Here is a 17,411-nt window from a genome sequence, read left to right on the forward strand (position 1 = left end):
AGTGATAAAACAAAAGGAAAAACATAAAACAAAGGTCAGTGCAAAACCGAAAGGTTTATGAGTAGAAATCCGCTACTACTCATACACGAGACCGTTGTGCGCAAACTGAAAAAACCAATCTGAAATAAATGATATTTAAAGGAATAAATAACCAAACTGTTGAATTTAGGATAACTAACTACCAGTTTCCTGAAATAACGAATTGCGAATATGACTCAAATTGGTTGTTAGTTTATTTAAAAATAAAAAGTGATTGTGGAAATTGGGAAACGATTGACCCTTCACTTTTGGTAAGAGATTTAAAAGAAATAATCGAATGGTTTGAAAAACTTTCATATGACATTGAAACGAATTCTGATTCGCTTATGTTTATGGAACCGAATTTGAAATTTGAATTAATAAAAAATCAATCAGATTTAAAAACTGTCCGACTAATATTTGACTTGGAATCTCGACCGCAAAATGCAAATGATAATAAAGAATATTATGTTGACTGCATAATGGACAATGCGGAATTGAAAAAAGTTGCGAAGGAATTGACTAAAGAATTAGAATCGTTTCCAGAAAGAGTAATCGGATGAAAAAAAACCAGCAAACAACAAAGCCTGAACGTAATGCGGAGTTTAGGGCAAAGCCGAAAGGTCTGCGTATTTTTATAATGTCGCTGCCCCGATAGCTATCGGGAATGGATTTAGCTTTGGACAAGAAAAAATAAACCTAAATAATAAGCTTTAGCTGCGTGCTAAGAAGGCAACAAAAGGTTTTCTTGCCCATGTACTAAACTTCACCAAACGGATGGCTACAAGCTAAAAACCCTACCAAATTTAGAATTCAGGCAACCATTTAATTAGATTTTGCGTCTTATACATACAAAGGCACTTGTATTCTAAAACTTTAAAGGACATGTTAGAAAACCCAAAGGTGAATATCAAAATTAAACTTGCTGCTTTATGGGCATCAGCAACTTTCTGTTATTTATATGGAGATTATTTTGAACTCTATACACCAGGAAAAATAAACAGTTTACTTACCGGAGAAAATATTTTGGATAGTCCCACCAAATTATTAATAGCCACAATGATTTTGGCAACTTCATCAGTAATGGTTGCACTTTCAATTATCCTAAAACCGAAAATAAATCGTGTTCTGAATATTGTATTTGGAATATTGTTTACAACAATGATGTTATTTATTGGCTTCAATTCAAATACCGAGTGGTATAGTTTCTATGTATTCTTGGCATTTTTAGAAAGTATTATTACCGTATTAATTGTTTGGTATGCTTGGAAGTGGCCCAAAGAAAAACCAATACTTTAAGAAAAAAGCCAGTTGCCTTCAACGTATATAATTTATTGTTAGTTCTAGTCTACTTACCAAAGATTACCTATTCAGTTTTTATTTGCTAAATTAGGTACTTAACCGCGCAGCAAACCATTGCCAAACACGTTGAGTGTCATTTGAGGAACTTATGAAAAGAGCATATTTTAATCTAGCTTTTCTGATTTTAATTATAATTCTATTTTCATTATTTGTGTATAGCGGAATAGAAATCTTTGAGGGCAAATCTGAAAACATGGAATGGAAAACTGGTCGTTTTATAATAACCGATTTGACTAAAATAATCGGGATTTTATTAGTTCTGACCTTACCAACTTATGTTTACTTAAAGAAAAAATATTACTCAACTAGCCAAAAGATATAAGTTGGGACATTGTACTTTATAATTCTGGACAAAAAATCTAAACTACACCTTAAAATGTTAGATTACTTTACTGAGATTTTGAATTTGATTGAATCTGAACTGCAAGAGAAAGAATAAAGCAAGTATAAGAACGTATAGTTCCTTACTTCCCACTATTCTCACCCGAGACCAATCTTTGCAAATAAAAATCTCACTTACTTCTTATCCGTGATTTCATTTCTAGGTCTATCACAAGAAAATCTATAGGTTTAATTCCTATTTCTGTGCCCAACCCACACGTTTTTACAAACAAAAAAACAAACTGCTTGGTTTGTTCAGTATTTAAAACACCCATTCAACATTACATTCTTTGTATTTTACCGATGCTTGTGCCATTTCCGTCGTTGCTTTCTACAATTTTCAACTCCATCTACCAGTAAAAAACAGACTTGTTGGTCGGTTCACCATTTCATATCAATTAGATGGGAGAGTCTATTTTAAGAATTAAAAAACAGCTATTGTAAGTAAGTCGATAATGAAATTACCATAATTTCTTACTTATTAGTATCTTACCTTTCTATGCCCGATAAAATACATCTTGAAAATATCTTGTTTTTAGATATTGAAACCGTGCCAGAAAAAAGTGCTTTTGACCAGTTGGATGATACCACCAAAGAACTGTGGGCACATAAATCTCAATACCAACGAAAAGACGAAATTACGGCTGAGGATTTTTATGAACGTGCCGGTATTTGGGCGGAGTTTGGTAAAATCATTTGTATTTCGGTAGGTTATTTTATTATTCAAGGTGACCGTAGAAGTTTTAGGATCACCACATTTCACGATGAAGAAAACAAGCTTCTACAGGATTTTAAAGACCTATTGGACGAGCATTTTAACCATGCCAAGCATGTGCTTTGCGCCCATAACGGTAAGGAGTTCGATTTCCCCTATATTGCCCGTAGAATGATTATTCACGGCATATCATTGCCCCAGAAACTAGACTTGTTTGGCAAAAAACCCTGGGAAGTACCACACATAGATACCATGGAGCTTTGGAAGTTTGGTGATTACAAGCATTATACCTCCTTAAAATTAATGGCACATGTGCTGGGAATACCATCGCCCAAAGAAGATATTGACGGCAGTATGGTACGCGTGGTCTATTATGAACAGAACGATTTAAACCGCATTATAACCTATTGCGAATTAGATGTGCTTACTACTGCCCAGGTCTATTTACGACTAAGAAACCAACCGGTATTAAAAGATGATGAAGTAAAGAAAGTAGCCAAAAAATAGATTTGAGTTAAAAAAAGCATCTAACGATATAAATACATGACTAATGATGTAATTTTGTTTGTACCATCATTGTTTTAAAAGCGACTTATTTATGAAAAAGTGCATCCTATTATTCTCGGTAATTGTCTTAGTAGCAAGCTGTGTGCAAGAAAAGGAAATAAGCTCTATAAATCCTGAAAACTGGACCAAGAGAAAAGCGACTATAAAAACGATGGATTCTTTAGAACATGGTAAATCTTACTTATCTATCTATTCCCAAATATATAGCAGCTCTGAGCATAAAACCCATAATTTAACGGCTATGGTAAGTTTACGCAATACCAGTGATATAGACACCATATACTTGACCAAAGCCGAGTATTTTGATACCCATGGCGTATCATTACGCAACTATTTTAATCACCCAATATATTTGGCACCTCTTGAAACCGTAGAAATCATTATTGATGAAATGGATGTTGAAGGTGGTACAGGTTCTAATTTTATTTTTGAATGGCATGCACCCAAAAATTCCCCAGAACCATTGTTTGAAGGCGTAATGAATTCCACTGTTGGGCAACAAGGACTTTCGTTTACTACACAATCCAGAAGAATTAACTAAAGCTATTTAGTACTTATAGAACTTAGTACTCTTATTAACATCAAAATCTTGAATCTGTAAAACGTAAAGACCAGAAGGTAGGTCTGAAACATTGATTCTTGAGTTTGTGGCCGCATCCATTTTTAATTCCACACCGCTAGTGCTCATTATTCTATAAACCGCCGTATCCGATGTTTTTACGTTTAACTGAATTTCATCTACCGCAGGATTTGGGTAAACATTAAAAGGAATTTGAGAATCGGCACTTAAAGCGCTTAATGTTTCCAATTGGGTCTCTTCGCCCGTAAAAGTAAACGTAGCTACATCACTATATTCAGAAGCAATGTTCTGTGAGCAGAATGTTCTTAATCTAAAAGAGTAGGTTTGATCTAATGACAATCCCTTCCAAATAAAGCTATTGACAGAAATATACTCGGTAGTCCATTCTTCCTGATATACTTCTTTATACTGAATTTCATATAAGGCATCATCACTATCATTCCAATTTAAGGTTACTTGAGCTACTTCTGCTTGTTCCAAGGCAACCTCAGGGGCATCAATAGAACAAGAAGTCATTAAAACGCCAGATACGATCAAGGAAAAATCTTGAGCATCGTTAACAAGTTCTCCCTTATGGGTAACGGTAATGGTATACGTACCACTTGCATTGTGAATTTCAATTCTTTCAAAAGGATCTACTTTATTATCCCCTTTGGTAGCTGCACTATTGGCTTGAGCCGGGTTCAATTTCCAAGGTAAAAAGGTTTGTCCGTTTTTTGTAATCCTAATATCAAGATCGTTTACCAAGGCAGCCGTTGTGCTGTTCAGCTCACCCGTATTTACAACGCTAGATTGTACATCTGTCCAAGAAATAGAAGCGATCAATGTGTCATCACCATTGGCAGTAACCTCAAATGAAAAAGAATCGCCGTTTTGTAAAGACTCTTCTGCCACATGGCTTGTAAAATCTTTATTGTTCAATAACTCGGCAGCACTTTTAGCATTCATGATACCCCATCCCATTTTGTAATCAGGACCTTCAGCATCTATATCATCTGCAGTATGCAAAGCCAAACCCTTTAATGTAGCGGCTTTCATGTACGCACCGTAAAGCTCTTCATGATATTGTTGCAACAATAATAACGAGCCCGTAACCCCAGGTGTAGCCATTGACGTACCCGAAGATGTTTCATAACTAGTGTTGCTGGCAGCATCTGTAGACAACACAGAACCACCGTTACCTGCCAAATCTGGCTTAATTCTACCATCGTCAACAGGACCAAAGCTACTGTATGCGGAAACATCGGCACTTTTTAGGTTTCCGTTGTTATCTATTTTAGAATTGGCACCGGCAACCGTAATATTGTTCTTAGAAATTGTAAAACCCAATAACACATCAAATCCATCTGCAGTTTTACCGTATGTAGGTGTGTCATTATCCATGCTTTTTTGAGCATTTCCAGCTGCGGTAACCATTAAATAATAAGGAGCGTTGTACATAATTTTATCCCAGTCCTGAGCAACTTTGGTATAGGCTCCAAAATACCAATCTGGTACACGATCTGCCTTAATCCCGTAAGAATGGTTAGAAAGCAAAAGACCATTGGCAGCTGCTTCTGCAACCTCTATTTTATCTCTTGTCCAATCATGAGAAATAACATTGCCCTTGTTGGCAACACCTCTAGCATCTTTCTTAAGACCTGTAGAGATAATACTGCCCGTTACATGGGTGGCATGGGTATCTACTTCAGAATTCTCATCTCCGATCGCAATTCTAGAAGTATACTCTACATGATGCTGTAATGCAATACCGGCATCCCAAACCCCAACGTTCATACCATCACCGTTTAAATCCAAACCCATCAAACCATCTGTATTTAAAGTACTTGCTCTTGACACCAAACCTGCTTCATCTGAATATGTTTCGTAGTATAGCGGACTACCATCTGCACCTATACCCTGTAATTCTATTTTTTTACCGTTGGCCAACGTTTCTTTAATTTTCCAATTGTTCAGTTTGGCCACCTCTTTTAATTTTGTTCTTTCAAGAGCGTATTCAGAAATTAAGTTAGACCTGAAACTTGCCAAAGCCGTTTTCTTATTGTTTTCCGAAATTTGCAAACGTTGTTGAGAGGTTTGTGCCATGGTCATTTGGCCCATAGTGAACACAAATAATAGTAGCAAAAGTATACTACTAGCACGGTAGGTAGATTTGTAGGTAGTCATCGTTAGGTTATTATTGTAAGATTTGGACTACAAATATAATAACCATGGGCAGTGTTCGGTGAATGAACACTTTTATTCGATGAATTACCTAAACATTACGGCGAACCTGTTGTGAAAACGCTATTTTTTGATGTGTAGGATTTTTCTTTCCAATTCTTTCCCTGTTAAGAGTTGAAAGTAAACATAGCATAGACCGGAAAGTGATCGCTATAACCTCCTAGATATTTGTCAGAAACGAAGGTTCTATACGGAGTACCTTTATATTTCCCCTTCTTTTCCCTAAGCGATTTATGGTCAAAAATATCCGCCTTATCAAAACTATGGGTGTTCTTTTCATAATTGAAAAATGAATTGGAGACCAAAATTTGATCGAACATATTCCACTTGCTTCCATACATGGAAGACCCTCGGCTATTTGGAATATGCAAAGTTTCCATAGGGTTAAATAGTCCGGCTTCATCTTTTAAGGTCTGCATACTCAAAGAAGATGGATCATCATTAAAATCGCCCATGACAATAATATTGGGGTCCAATTCTTCCATTTTAATAGCTTCAATACGCTGAATTATTTCCTTTGCCGCAATTACGCGTTTATATTCAGTTTCAACACCGCCATCTCTTCTAGACGGCCAGTGATTTACGAATACATGCACCAACTCTTTATTCAACTCTCCCTTTACATATAGTATATCTCTTGTGGTATCCCTTACACCCCCAACATTGTCTACCAACAAAGCCAATGGTTCTGCATGCAACACTTTAAAAAAGCGTTTACGGTAAATTAGCCCAGTATCTATACCACGTTCATCGGGAGAATCAAAATGTATAAAACCATAGTCCACATCTTCTAAAGGATCGGTATCTAACAATGCCTTGAGCACACTATTGTTCTCTGCTTCTGCCACACCTATTAAGGCAGGTGGGTAAGGGTGTTCCTCATCCCCTATCTTAAAAATAGTTTTTGCAAGTTTTTGAAGTTTACGCTGGTATTTTTCAACGGTCCATCTTTTTACTCCATTAGGGGTAAAATCCTTGTCCAAAATATTCACATTGCGTTCTGGATCAAATAGATTTTCTAAATTGTAGAAAGCAACCGTGTAGCGCTGTTTTTTAGTCTTTTTCTTAAAAAATGGTAATCGCATGTATAATATTAATGAGTAAACTACTTCAGAGCACGTACTCTTGATTATCGAGTCAATAAAAATACGAAATAGCTTATGGGTAATTGCTTAATTTTGCACTTTACGGTATTATGATAGAAAAGAAGAGTATAGATTATGAAAAAGCGGTTCTTATTGGTATTATCAATAAGGAACAGAATGAAGAAAAGGTAACTGAGTATTTAGATGAGTTAGAGTTCCTTACCTACACCGCTGGTGGAGAAGTAACCAAAAGGTTTGTACAACGTATGGATGTACCTAATCCAAAAACACTGATCGGAAGTGGTAAAATGGAAGAGGTAGAACGTTATGTTCAAGAGAACGAAATAGGTTCTGTTATTTTTGATGACGAACTATCACCTGCACAACAACGTAACATTGAAAAAATATTACGCTGTAAGATCATTGATAGAACAAGTTTGATCCTGGACATTTTTGCACAACGTGCACAGACCAGTTATGCCCGTACCCAAGTAGAGCTGGCACAATATGAATATTTGCTGCCAAGACTTACCGGACTTTGGACCCACCTTGAACGACAAAAAGGTGGTATAGGTATGCGTGGGCCCGGAGAAACCGAAATTGAAACGGATAGACGTATTGTACGTGATCGTATAACACTGCTTAAAAAGAAGTTGGCGAAAATAGACCGCCAAATGGAAACCCAAAGAGGTAACCGTGGCGCTTTGGTACGCGTTGCTTTGGTGGGGTATACCAACGTGGGCAAATCTACCCTAATGAACGTTATTAGTAAGAGCGATGTATTTGCCGAGAACAAACTATTTGCCACCTTGGATACCACGGTAAGAAAGGTAGTTCTGGGCAATTTACCCTTTCTTTTAAGTGATACGGTTGGATTTATTAGAAAACTACCTACGCAATTGGTAGAAAGCTTTAAAAGTACCTTAGATGAAGTTCGTGAGGCAGATTTACTTTTACATATTGTAGATATCTCTCATCCACAGTTTGAAGAGCATATAGACTCTGTAAACAATATTCTATCGGATATTAAAAGTTCGGATAAAAAAACCATTATGGTCTTCAATAAAATAGACCAGTACGAGCATGAAACCATTGATGAAGACGATTTAGTTACCGAGCGTACCGGAAGACATTTTACCATTAATGATTGGAAACATACCTGGATGGAAAAAGTGGGTGACCGTGCTATTTTTATCTCTGCATTGAACAAAGAAAATTTAGATGAGTTTAGAAAACGTGTCTATGATGAGGTAAGAGACATCCATGTAACCCGTTTTCCATATAATAATTTTCTTTATCCAGAGCATTTGGACGAATACTAAATACCAATTTTAATAGAATTGATGCAGTTCATCGATGAAATGAAACCGATGGTAAATCTCACAACACAATGCGATCAGTTCACAACATAAATTGTTTTCAGCAAGACCTTATGCATTAATTTTACAGTGTACTTAAGCAAAGGTATTGACCCCAAATCGATATTTTACTTATGAAAACAAAAAGTAAAACCCCAAATTTTACGATAATTACTTAACCGAAAAAAGCCCTCTGTTTAGAGGGCTTTTTTAATATGTACACTTAAAACTTCTTATACTTAGAACGCATAGTTAAGACCTACCAAGAAGTATGTCTGTAACTTGTTATCTACAGTATCAAACGTTTCAGCAGGGTTATCAGCTAATGCGAAATTTAAAGCTTCTTGCTTGTTGTCACGTAAACCAAATTCAAAACCTAAACCAATACCGTTCCATAACGTGTAACCAAAAGAATTGATCCAAGTTAAGTTAGAAAGGTCTCCGCTCTTGTAGCTTTGGAACATAGAAAGATTAGACTTGAAATTGATCGCTCCAAATTTTTTGGTATAATCGGCAACGATCTTAGCACCTAAAGAAGACTCAAAAACTGCATCGTTATCACTAAAAACAAAGTTGTAGTTTAATGGGTGTATTACAACCACTAAATTGGCATTAGGGTTCCAAGTAGCACCAACCCCTAAATCAAGGTATCCTGGATCGTTGAAGTTATCTAGTATAGTAGTTCTATATTCACCTAAACCAGAAATGGCCCACGTTTTGCTAATATTTCTACCGTAAAGAGATGTGATGTTAAATACATCGGTACCTTTTTGAAAGCTATCATCATCGGTATCGTCGTTCTTATCATCGAACTTTACCCATCCAAGGTTTACATTAGCAGAGTTTCTCCAAAAGAATTTTTCTTCCTTTAAGTTGGCAAACGCATTTACAGTTACACCAATGTTACCAGAAGCTAAATCTGGAGTTCCTTGACCATACCAGTTGTTAAAGCTGCTCAAGTTTGCACCAATAGTACCAAAGGCACCTTTTTTCCAACCTGGCAAGGCGTCAATTTTACCTTGTATAGCATCTGCTCTACCTTGTATAGCCGCTATTGAATCTTTAGCCGCACCTAACTGTGTTTTTAATTCCTCTTCCGTTTGAGAAAAACCAACGGTTGCTACAAAAGCAAGAGCTAGGGTTAATACAATTTTCTTCATAATACTTAATGTTTATAGTTTATAGTGGCGCAAAGGTAATATTATTGACGCCATCTATAAAAAGGAAAATGTTATTTTCTTTTGTATAAAGGCACAGAAGAGCAAGCCTCACCGTACATGATAGACTTTGCTACAGGCTTTAAACGCTCAGCCAGAAAAAGATATGCGTTGGCAGGAACAGGTTTTTTACTACAACCTTTTATGATAATTAATCTATCTTGATATTCTGATATATCTATATTTTCAATTACGGATTGATATATACTGGTTTCCAGATCTACCAGTGAGCCTTGTACCGCCTTTTTGGCAATACCGCTAAGCTTTACACTTAGCAATAAGTAAGCCCAGCCAGGAATTATAGCATCTGTAGAACAATGCATGGCAACGTATGCATCTTTATATTGCGACCAGTCATGGGCATCAACAAAGGCTCTAAATTCTTTTTCTTTGAGAATAAAGCCTTCATATAGCCAATCTTTGATGTCCAAAACCATTCTTTCACCTTTTGGATAGTAATCCTCAAGATTAAAGGTGATCAATTTGCTTTGGGCAACTTTATTTAAAATTTCATCTTCCATAGAAGCACATTATCAATTGCTTGGTCTTATTAAAGTAGACCTAATTCTAATTTAGCCTCTTCGCTCATTAAATCTTGGGTCCAAGGTGGATCAAAAGTAATTTCAACCTCTGCATCTTTAATGGCATCCAAAGATTTTACTTTCTCTTCAACCTCTGCAGGCAAGCTTTCCGCCACTGGGCAGTTAGGAGAAGTTAGGGTCATTAAAATCTTTACTTCATTGTCCTCGTTCACCAATACATCATAAATTAAGCCTAATTCATAGATGTCCACAGGAATTTCCGGATCATATATTGTTTTTAAAATACGAACAATTTTCTCCCCTAATTCTGCACTATCCTCTGCTATATTTTCGTCACTCATAATTTCTATTCTTCAATTTGTGTTTGATACGCCACTGCGTATAACTTTAGTTGTTTGATCATACTCACCAAACCATTTGCCCTTGTAGGCGATAAATGCTCTTTTAATCCAATTTCATCAATAAATTCTGTGTCCGCATCTAAAATATCTTGTGGCTTTTGATTGCTGAACGCCCTAATTAAAATGGCAATAATACCTTTAGTAATAATGGCATCACTATCCGCGGTAAAAACCAACTTATTATCTTCAAGCTCCGCATGTACCCAAACCTTGCTTTGACAACCCTTTATAATATTATCATCGGTCTTAAATTCTTCTTTGATCAATGGCAAAGATTTGCCCAACTCGATCATATATTCATACCGTTGCATCCAATCATCGAACATGGAAAATTCGTCTATTATCTCTTCTTGAATCTCTTTTATTTCCATTGCTTTATTTTATACAAAAATACGATAACAATTGATGCATTTCAAACCTTTACATTACCAATGAAACTTTGTGTTACAACAACATGCTTTTTGCTTTTAAAACACCGGCGATAAGCACATCTACTTCATCTCTGGTATTATAAAATGCAAAACTTGCACGCACGGTTCCCGGTATTTTAAAGAAGTCCATTATTGGTTGTGCACAATGATGACCTGTACGTACCGCAATACCCAATTTATCTAGAATGCTACCCATATCATAAGGGTGTATACCTTCTATATTGAATGATATCACAGACGTTTTGTTCTTAGCTGTACCATAGATTTTAAGTCCGTCTATCTTCAATAGTTCTTGCGTAGCGTACTCTAATAATGCTTGTTCATACTTGGCAATTTCCTCAAAACCTATGGCATTCATATAATCCAATGCCGCGCCAAAAGCAATACCACCACAAATATTAGGCGTACCCGCTTCAAATTTATGTGGCAAATCTGCATAGGTAGTTTTCTCAAAAGTAACCTCCGCGATCATTTCGCCACCACCTTGGTATGGTGGTAACTTATTCAACCATTCTTCTTTACCGTATAGCATACCAACTCCCGTTGGTCCACATATTTTATGAGCGGAGCAGGTATAAAAGTCAACATCTAAAGCTTGTACATCTGCCACTAAATGCGGAGCTGCCTGTGCCCCATCAATTAATACGGCAGCGCCAACCTTATGTGCCTTTTCTATTATTTCTTCAATAGGGTTAATGGTACCTAACGCATTTGAAATATGATTGCAGAATACCAATTTCGTTTTATTGGACAACAACTCTTCGTACGCATCCATCAGTAACTCCCCTTCTTGATTCATTGGAATTACTTTTAAAATTGCACCGGTACGCTCGCATAACATTTGCCAAGGCACAATATTGGAATGATGCTCCATGGCAGAAACAATTACCTCATCACCTTTCTTAATCAATGCAGAGAATCCGTTGGCAACAAGATTTATACTATGCGTTGTTCCGGACGTGAATATGATTTCATAAGATTTTGCAGCATTAAAATGTTTCTGAATCTTTAATCTAGCCTGCTCATATTTATCTGTAGCCTCTTGTGAAAGCGTATGCACCCCACGATGTATGTTGGCATTGTAGTTCTGATAATAATCTACAATAGCATCAATAACCTGTTGTGGCGTTTGCGATGTAGCGGCATTGTCCAAATAGACCAATGGCTTACCATTTACCTCACGCTTAAGAATTGGAAAATCTTCTCTTATCTTTTTAATATCTAACATAGTCAATCTTCTTATATACAAAGATACCCGATAATGAAAACATATCGGGTATGAAGGGTATTGTAATATGTAATTTTAGAATCTAAATCCTACTCCTATTTTTAGGCGATCTATATTTTCTCTAAAATCAATGTTTATTCTTTCATTATCAAATACAACCTCATCTTTAACTTGAAGTAAAATCATATCATACTTTAATTGTAAAAAGAATCTTGATGATATATCATAGGAGATTCCGATATCAAAATTGAATCCTCCATCAGCACCACTGCGATCTGAAAAATCTGTACCTGAAATTGATCCACTAAAATTATTACTCACAACAGAATAACCAACACCGACCATAGGATGCCATTTTGGTGCAAATGGCACACTAAACTCCGCAAACAACTTCGGTTGAAAAAGATATGTTTTAGACTTGAACGTATCTTCATTATTATTACCTGCTTTGTCATATACAAAACCACCATTAAGGTCTAAACCCAAACGAACTAAGTCTGTTCTAAAAAAGCGGTATTTTATACCTAAATCAATTGCTCCATCATTATTGGAAAATGTACCATCATCTAATGTGAATGGGTAATTAGCCTCAACACTCCATTTCTGATCTTGAGCATGTAAAATAATAGAGGTAAATACTAAAAATGAGGTAAGTAAAAGTCGTTTCATAAAATTCCAGTTAAATATTTATAAGACGAAAATAGCTTAATAGTGGTGTAAGAAAATACAACGGCTCGTTAAGAATAACCTAACGAACCGTTAATTTTAAATAATCTTGAATTGAAAAAATATATTACAAATCAAACCCAAGGTTCACCCCTAGCTTCTTTGCTATCAATTTATTAATTCTAATCTTTAATTCCGGAATACGAACAGAAGACAATACGTTATTTGCAAAGGCATACATTAATAATGCTCTTGCTTCTTTCTGTGGAATACCTCTAGATTGCAGGTAGAACAATGCATCTTCATCTAACTGACCAATAGTACAACCGTGAGAACATTTTACATCATCGGCAAAAATCTCTAATTGCGGTTTTGTATTGATGCTGGCCTTGTCACTGATTAAAATATTATTGTTCTGCTGAAAAGCATTGGTCTTTTGAGCAATTTTATCAACGATAATTTTACCATTAAATACCCCAGTTGAACTATCACCATAAATACCTTTGTAATCTTGGTGACTTTCACAATTAGGTTCAATATGATGAACTAAGGTATGGTGATCTACATGTTGCTTTTCACCTAATATAGTAACACCTTTCATGGTAGAATCTATATACTCCCCATTCTGATAAAAATTAAGGTTGTTACGAATTAATTTACCCCCAAAGGAAAAGGTATGAACCTTAACGACACTCTTGTCCTTTTGATCAATATAGGTATTGTCGATTAATGAAGCAGATTCAACATCGTTCTGAATCTTATAAAAATCTACGATAGCACTTTTAGCAGCAAAAATTTCCGTAACCGCATTGGTAAGTACCTCGTTTGAGGTTAAACTCTGGTGACGTTCAATTATTTGTACTTCGGCATTTTCTTCAACAACGATCAAATTACGTGGTTGCAACATTAGTGAAGCCTCATTACCTGTGGAGAAATGTAAAATTTCAATAGGTTTTTTAGGCATCTTGTTCTTAGGAATATAGATATACGCCCCTTCTCTACTAAATGCTGTATTCAAAGATGTCAATGACTCGTCTTTAGATGCAATTTTATTGAAATACACATCTATAACCGGTTTGTACATTGGCTTGGTAAGTGCAGCACTCATTAAGCAGATATCTACACCGTCATGCGTGGTCTCAGAAAGGTAAGAACTGTAAATACCATCTACGAAAACAATCTTATAAGAATCGATCTCGTGTAAAAAGTAACGCTTTACATCTTTATATTCCAACGCATTATCCTCCTTTGGAAAAATGCTAAAATCAATTTTCTGTAAGCTATTAAGCGAAGTATATTTCCATGCTTCCTCCTTTTTGGAAGGAAACCCTTTTTCCTCAAAGTTCTTTATAGCCGCCATACGAACATCGTGTACCGGATGCTCTACATCCACGTTGTTCTCAAACGCCATAAAAGAGGAAATCAATTTATCTTTTAAATCCATATATCTTTAGTATTAAGTCCTTAGTACAAAGTAATAAGTACTCTATACTAAGTACTTTGTACTTAGTACTAATTTTTTAAACCGCTGTTTCTTGCTTTAACCAGTCGTATCCTTTCTCTTCTAGTTCCAAGGCAAGTTCCTTTCCGCCAGATTTCACAATTTTACCATTGTGCAAAACATGAACATAATCTGGCACTATATATTCCAACAAACGTTGGTAGTGTGTAATTAAGATAACTGCATTATCCTTGCTCTTTAATTTATTTACACCACTAGCGACAATTCTTAAGGCATCAATATCCAAACCAGAATCGGTTTCATCTAAGATAGCCACCTTTGGTTCTAACATTGCCATTTGAAAAATTTCGTTTCTCTTTTTCTCGCCACCAGAGAAACCTTCGTTCAAAGATCTAGATAGGAACTTACGGTCGATTTCCAATAATTCAGATTTCTCACGAATTAATTTCAACATATCCTTGGCAGGCATGTCCTCTAAACCTTTTGCCTTACGAGATTCGTTAATGGCAGTTTTCATAAAGTTGGTTACAGAAACGCCTGGAATTTCCACTGGGTATTGAAAAGAAAGAAAAACACCTTTATGCGCTCTTTCTTCTGGAGATACATCCTCTAAATCTTCTCCGCTTAATTCAATAGACCCTTGGGTAACTTCAAAGTTCTCATTACCTGCAATTACAGAAGCCAATGTACTCTTACCTGAACCATTTGGTCCCATGATAGCATGCACTTCACCTGCTTTAACTTCTAGATTAATTCCTTTTAATATTTCCTTATCCTCTACACTAGCATGTAGATCTTTAATTTTCAACATAATATGTTACTTTAAATATTCTGGTGCCTATGGCTTTTTTTTAATATTGACTTTTCTTATCCTACAGAACCTTCTAAACTAATTTCCAATAGTTTTTGGGCTTCTACAGCAAATTCCATCGGTAGTTTGTTTAATACTTCTTTGCTGAAACCGTTTACAATCAATGCAATTGCCTTTTCAGTATCTATACCTCTTTGGTTACAATAGAAAATTTGATCTTCACCAATTTTACTAGTAGTAGCTTCATGCTCTATCATAGCGCTTTTGTTCTTTGCCTCAATGTACGGGAAGGTATGTGCACCACACTCGTTACCCATCAACAAAGAATCGCATTGAGAGAAGTTTCGTGCACCTTCTGCACGGCTGTTCACCTGTACCAGTCCACGGTAACTATTTTGGGATTTACCTGCAGAAATACCTTTAGAAATAATAGTACTCTTGGTGTTCTTACCAATATGAACCATTTTAGTTCCCGTATCTGCTTGTTGGTAATTGTTGGTTACTGCAATAGAATAGAATTCCCCTATGGAGTTATCTCCTTTTAAGATACAGGAAGGATATTTCCAGGTAACGGCAGATCCTGTCTCTACCTGTGTCCAAGAAACTTTGGCGTTCTTTTCTACCAATGCTCTTTTGGTAACAAAGTTGAATACTCCTCCTTTACCATCCTTTCCTCCAGGGAACCAGTTTTGTACCGTTGAGTATTTAATTTCCGCACCATCTAAAGCAATAAGCTCTACAACGGCTGCATGTAATTGGTTTTCATCTCTAGAAGGTGCAGTACAACCTTCAAGGTAACTTACATAACTATCTTCATCCGCAATAACCAAGGTACGCTCAAACTGACCTGTACCTGCTTGATTTATTCTAAAATAAGTAGAAAGTTCCATTGGGCAACGTACACCTTTTGGAATGTAACAGAAACTACCATCAGAGAAAACCGCAGAATTTAAGGCTGCGTAAAAATTATCTCTTTTTGGAACTACAGAACCAATATACTTTTTCACCAATTCTGGGTGATCTTTAATAGCTTCAGAAATGGAACAGAATATAATACCTTTTTCCGCCAAGGTCTTCTTAAATGTTGTTGCTACGGATACAGAATCCATTACAATATCAACCGCAACGTTTTGGAGTTTCTTTTGCTCGTCTACAGATATTCCCAACTTTTTGTACATCTCCAACAACTCTGGATCAACATCATCTAAAGTTTTGTTCGGATCTGCTTTCTTTGGGGCGGAGTAGTAAGATATCGCTTGAAAATCTGGTTTTTGATAATGTACATTAGCCCATTCTGGCTCTTCCATTTCTTTCCAGTACTTAAAAGCCTCTAATCTCCAAAGCGTCATCCATTCCGGCTCTCCTTTTTTCTTAGAAATAGCAATAACGATCTCTTCGTTTAAACCATTGGGAAACGTTTCGGATTCAATATCTGTATAGAAACCATACTCGTATTCTTTGGTTTCCAGTTCTTTCTTTAATTCTTCTTCTGTATATGCCATATATTTATAGTTAATAAGTTAAAAGATAACGAGTTAAAACTAACTACATCTCTTCTTAACATATTTAATATAGTTTGCTAGCTGCTTTGAAATTACCACAATTTGCGCTCTATACTCTATTAATTCCCTTTTATCAAAATATCCTATTTCCTCCATTACATTGAAAAGATTTCTCACTTCTCCTGAAGATCCTTTCACAAAATATAGGAACCTAATCAATTCCTTATCCGTTTCTCGTTCAAAACCTTCGGAAATATTATTTGAAATTGAAATTGTTGCTCTTCTTAATTGATCAACCATTGCAAAATCATTTTTCAGAGGCTGCCCTTCTAGCAATCTATAGATATTCCCTGTAAACGTTATCGATAATTTGTATACTTCTAAATCTTCAAAAGAACTATACATAACCACCTTTACTTATTTCCTTTTTTCTCTTTTTACTTTAATTTATAATGAAAAACTTTCGCCACAACCACAGGTTCTTTGTGCGTTAGGGTTGTTAAAAACAAATCCTTTTCCGTTTAGACCACCTGAGTATTCCAACACAGTTCCTACTAAATATAAAAAGCTTTTTTTATCTACGATAATTCGTACATTATTGTCTTCGAACACTTTATCAGCTTCATCTTTCTTATTATCGAAGTTTAACTCGTAAGATAATCCACTACACCCGCCACTCTTAACACCAACACGCACAAAATCTTTAGAAGCATCAAAACCCTCTTCTGTCATGAGGCTGATGACTTTCTGTTTAGCCGTTTCTGATACTTGAATCATAATATCTCGATTTAATCTAAAAATAGTTTACAAATATACGTTATAAGTAGGTTTTTACCATAGAACCTTACATTATTATAACGTA

18 protein-coding genes are annotated in these 17,411 nt (G+C 35.8%); 5 read left to right on the forward strand and 13 right to left on the reverse strand.

Annotation, left to right across the window (positions count from 1 at the left end; genetic code table 11):
• Positions 1-128: 128 nt before the first annotated feature.
• The 4 genes from CSC80_RS05710 (at position 129) to CSC80_RS05730 (ending at position 3,584) form a co-directional block, all read left to right on the forward strand.
• Positions 129-581, forward strand: coding sequence for a hypothetical protein (locus CSC80_RS05710; protein WP_099190399.1), 453 nt, complete (start codon positions 129-131; stop codon positions 579-581).
• Between the two features lie 322 nt (positions 582-903).
• Positions 904-1,317 (forward strand): DUF6326 family protein, encoded by a 414-nt coding sequence (locus CSC80_RS05715; protein ID WP_099190401.1) that lies wholly within the window; start codon positions 904-906, stop codon positions 1,315-1,317.
• A gap of 943 nt (positions 1,318-2,260) precedes the next feature.
• The gene (locus CSC80_RS05725) at positions 2,261-2,983 is read left to right on the forward strand and encodes a 3'-5' exonuclease (protein WP_099190405.1); all 723 of its coding nucleotides are present in this window, start codon (positions 2,261-2,263) and stop codon (positions 2,981-2,983) included.
• Positions 2,984-3,074: 91 nt separating this feature from the next.
• The gene (locus CSC80_RS05730) at positions 3,075-3,584 is read left to right on the forward strand and encodes a DUF3124 domain-containing protein (RefSeq protein WP_071340903.1); all 510 of its coding nucleotides are present in this window, start codon (positions 3,075-3,077) and stop codon (positions 3,582-3,584) included.
• A gap of 6 nt (positions 3,585-3,590) precedes the next feature.
• On the opposite strand, the gene CSC80_RS05735 is transcribed toward CSC80_RS05730, so the two are convergent.
• Both CSC80_RS05735 and CSC80_RS05740 read right to left on the reverse strand, forming a co-directional pair.
• A complete protein-coding gene (locus CSC80_RS05735; protein ID WP_236973327.1) occupies positions 3,591-5,789 on the reverse strand; it encodes a S8 family serine peptidase in 2,199 nt (732 codons plus the stop codon).
• A gap of 164 nt (positions 5,790-5,953) precedes the next feature.
• The gene (locus CSC80_RS05740) at positions 5,954-6,931 is read right to left on the reverse strand and encodes an endonuclease/exonuclease/phosphatase family protein (protein WP_099190407.1); all 978 of its coding nucleotides are present in this window, start codon (positions 6,929-6,931) and stop codon (positions 5,954-5,956) included.
• 110 nt (positions 6,932-7,041) lie between these two features.
• Here CSC80_RS05740 and hflX point away from each other — a divergent pair, with 110 nt between their 5' ends.
• Positions 7,042-8,253, forward strand: coding sequence for a GTPase HflX (hflX, locus tag CSC80_RS05745; RefSeq protein WP_058104467.1), 1,212 nt, complete (start codon positions 7,042-7,044; stop codon positions 8,251-8,253).
• Positions 8,254-8,528: 275 nt separating this feature from the next.
• Here hflX and CSC80_RS05750 read toward each other — a convergent pair whose 3' ends face one another.
• From CSC80_RS05750 to CSC80_RS05800, 11 genes are all read right to left on the reverse strand, one after another.
• A complete protein-coding gene (locus CSC80_RS05750; protein ID WP_058104468.1) occupies positions 8,529-9,449 on the reverse strand; it encodes a DUF3078 domain-containing protein in 921 nt (306 codons plus the stop codon).
• 71 nt (positions 9,450-9,520) lie between these two features.
• Entirely contained in the window at positions 9,521-10,027 is a 507-nt protein-coding gene (locus tag CSC80_RS05755; protein ID WP_099190409.1) for a DUF2480 family protein, read from the reverse strand.
• Positions 10,028-10,056: 29 nt separating this feature from the next.
• On the reverse strand, positions 10,057-10,389 hold the full coding sequence (locus CSC80_RS05760; RefSeq protein ID WP_058104470.1) for an SUF system Fe-S cluster assembly protein: 333 nt from the start codon (positions 10,387-10,389) through the stop codon (positions 10,057-10,059).
• A gap of 5 nt (positions 10,390-10,394) precedes the next feature.
• Positions 10,395-10,820: a SufE family protein gene (locus CSC80_RS05765; RefSeq protein WP_058104471.1), complete on the reverse strand. Its 426-nt coding sequence runs from the start codon at positions 10,818-10,820 to the stop codon at positions 10,395-10,397.
• A gap of 73 nt (positions 10,821-10,893) precedes the next feature.
• Positions 10,894-12,108, reverse strand: coding sequence for a cysteine desulfurase (locus tag CSC80_RS05770; protein WP_099190411.1), 1,215 nt, complete (start codon positions 12,106-12,108; stop codon positions 10,894-10,896).
• Between the two features lie 75 nt (positions 12,109-12,183).
• Complete coding sequence (locus CSC80_RS05775; RefSeq protein ID WP_091607769.1) at positions 12,184-12,777, reverse strand: outer membrane beta-barrel protein; 594 nt, start codon at positions 12,775-12,777, stop codon at positions 12,184-12,186.
• A gap of 124 nt (positions 12,778-12,901) precedes the next feature.
• Positions 12,902-14,218: a Fe-S cluster assembly protein SufD gene (gene sufD, locus CSC80_RS05780; protein ID WP_099190413.1), complete on the reverse strand. Its 1,317-nt coding sequence runs from the start codon at positions 14,216-14,218 to the stop codon at positions 12,902-12,904.
• A 76-nt stretch (positions 14,219-14,294) separates the two neighbouring features.
• Entirely contained in the window at positions 14,295-15,047 is a 753-nt protein-coding gene (sufC, locus tag CSC80_RS05785) for a Fe-S cluster assembly ATPase SufC (RefSeq protein WP_058104475.1), read from the reverse strand.
• Between the two features lie 56 nt (positions 15,048-15,103).
• Complete coding sequence (sufB, locus tag CSC80_RS05790) at positions 15,104-16,549, reverse strand: Fe-S cluster assembly protein SufB (RefSeq protein ID WP_058104476.1); 1,446 nt, start codon at positions 16,547-16,549, stop codon at positions 15,104-15,106.
• Between the two features lie 39 nt (positions 16,550-16,588).
• Entirely contained in the window at positions 16,589-16,954 is a 366-nt protein-coding gene (locus CSC80_RS05795) for a four helix bundle protein (RefSeq protein WP_099190415.1), read from the reverse strand.
• A gap of 42 nt (positions 16,955-16,996) precedes the next feature.
• Positions 16,997-17,326 carry an iron-sulfur cluster assembly accessory protein gene (locus tag CSC80_RS05800; protein ID WP_058104477.1) on the reverse strand — a complete coding sequence of 110 codons (330 nt, stop codon included), beginning with the start codon at positions 17,324-17,326 and terminating at the stop codon, positions 16,997-16,999.
• Positions 17,327-17,411 lie beyond the last annotated feature (85 nt).

Origin of the sequence: Maribacter sp. 6B07 (genome assembly GCF_002700155.1) — a bacterium.
GTDB lineage: Bacteria > Bacteroidota > Bacteroidia > Flavobacteriales > Flavobacteriaceae > Maribacter > Maribacter dokdonensis.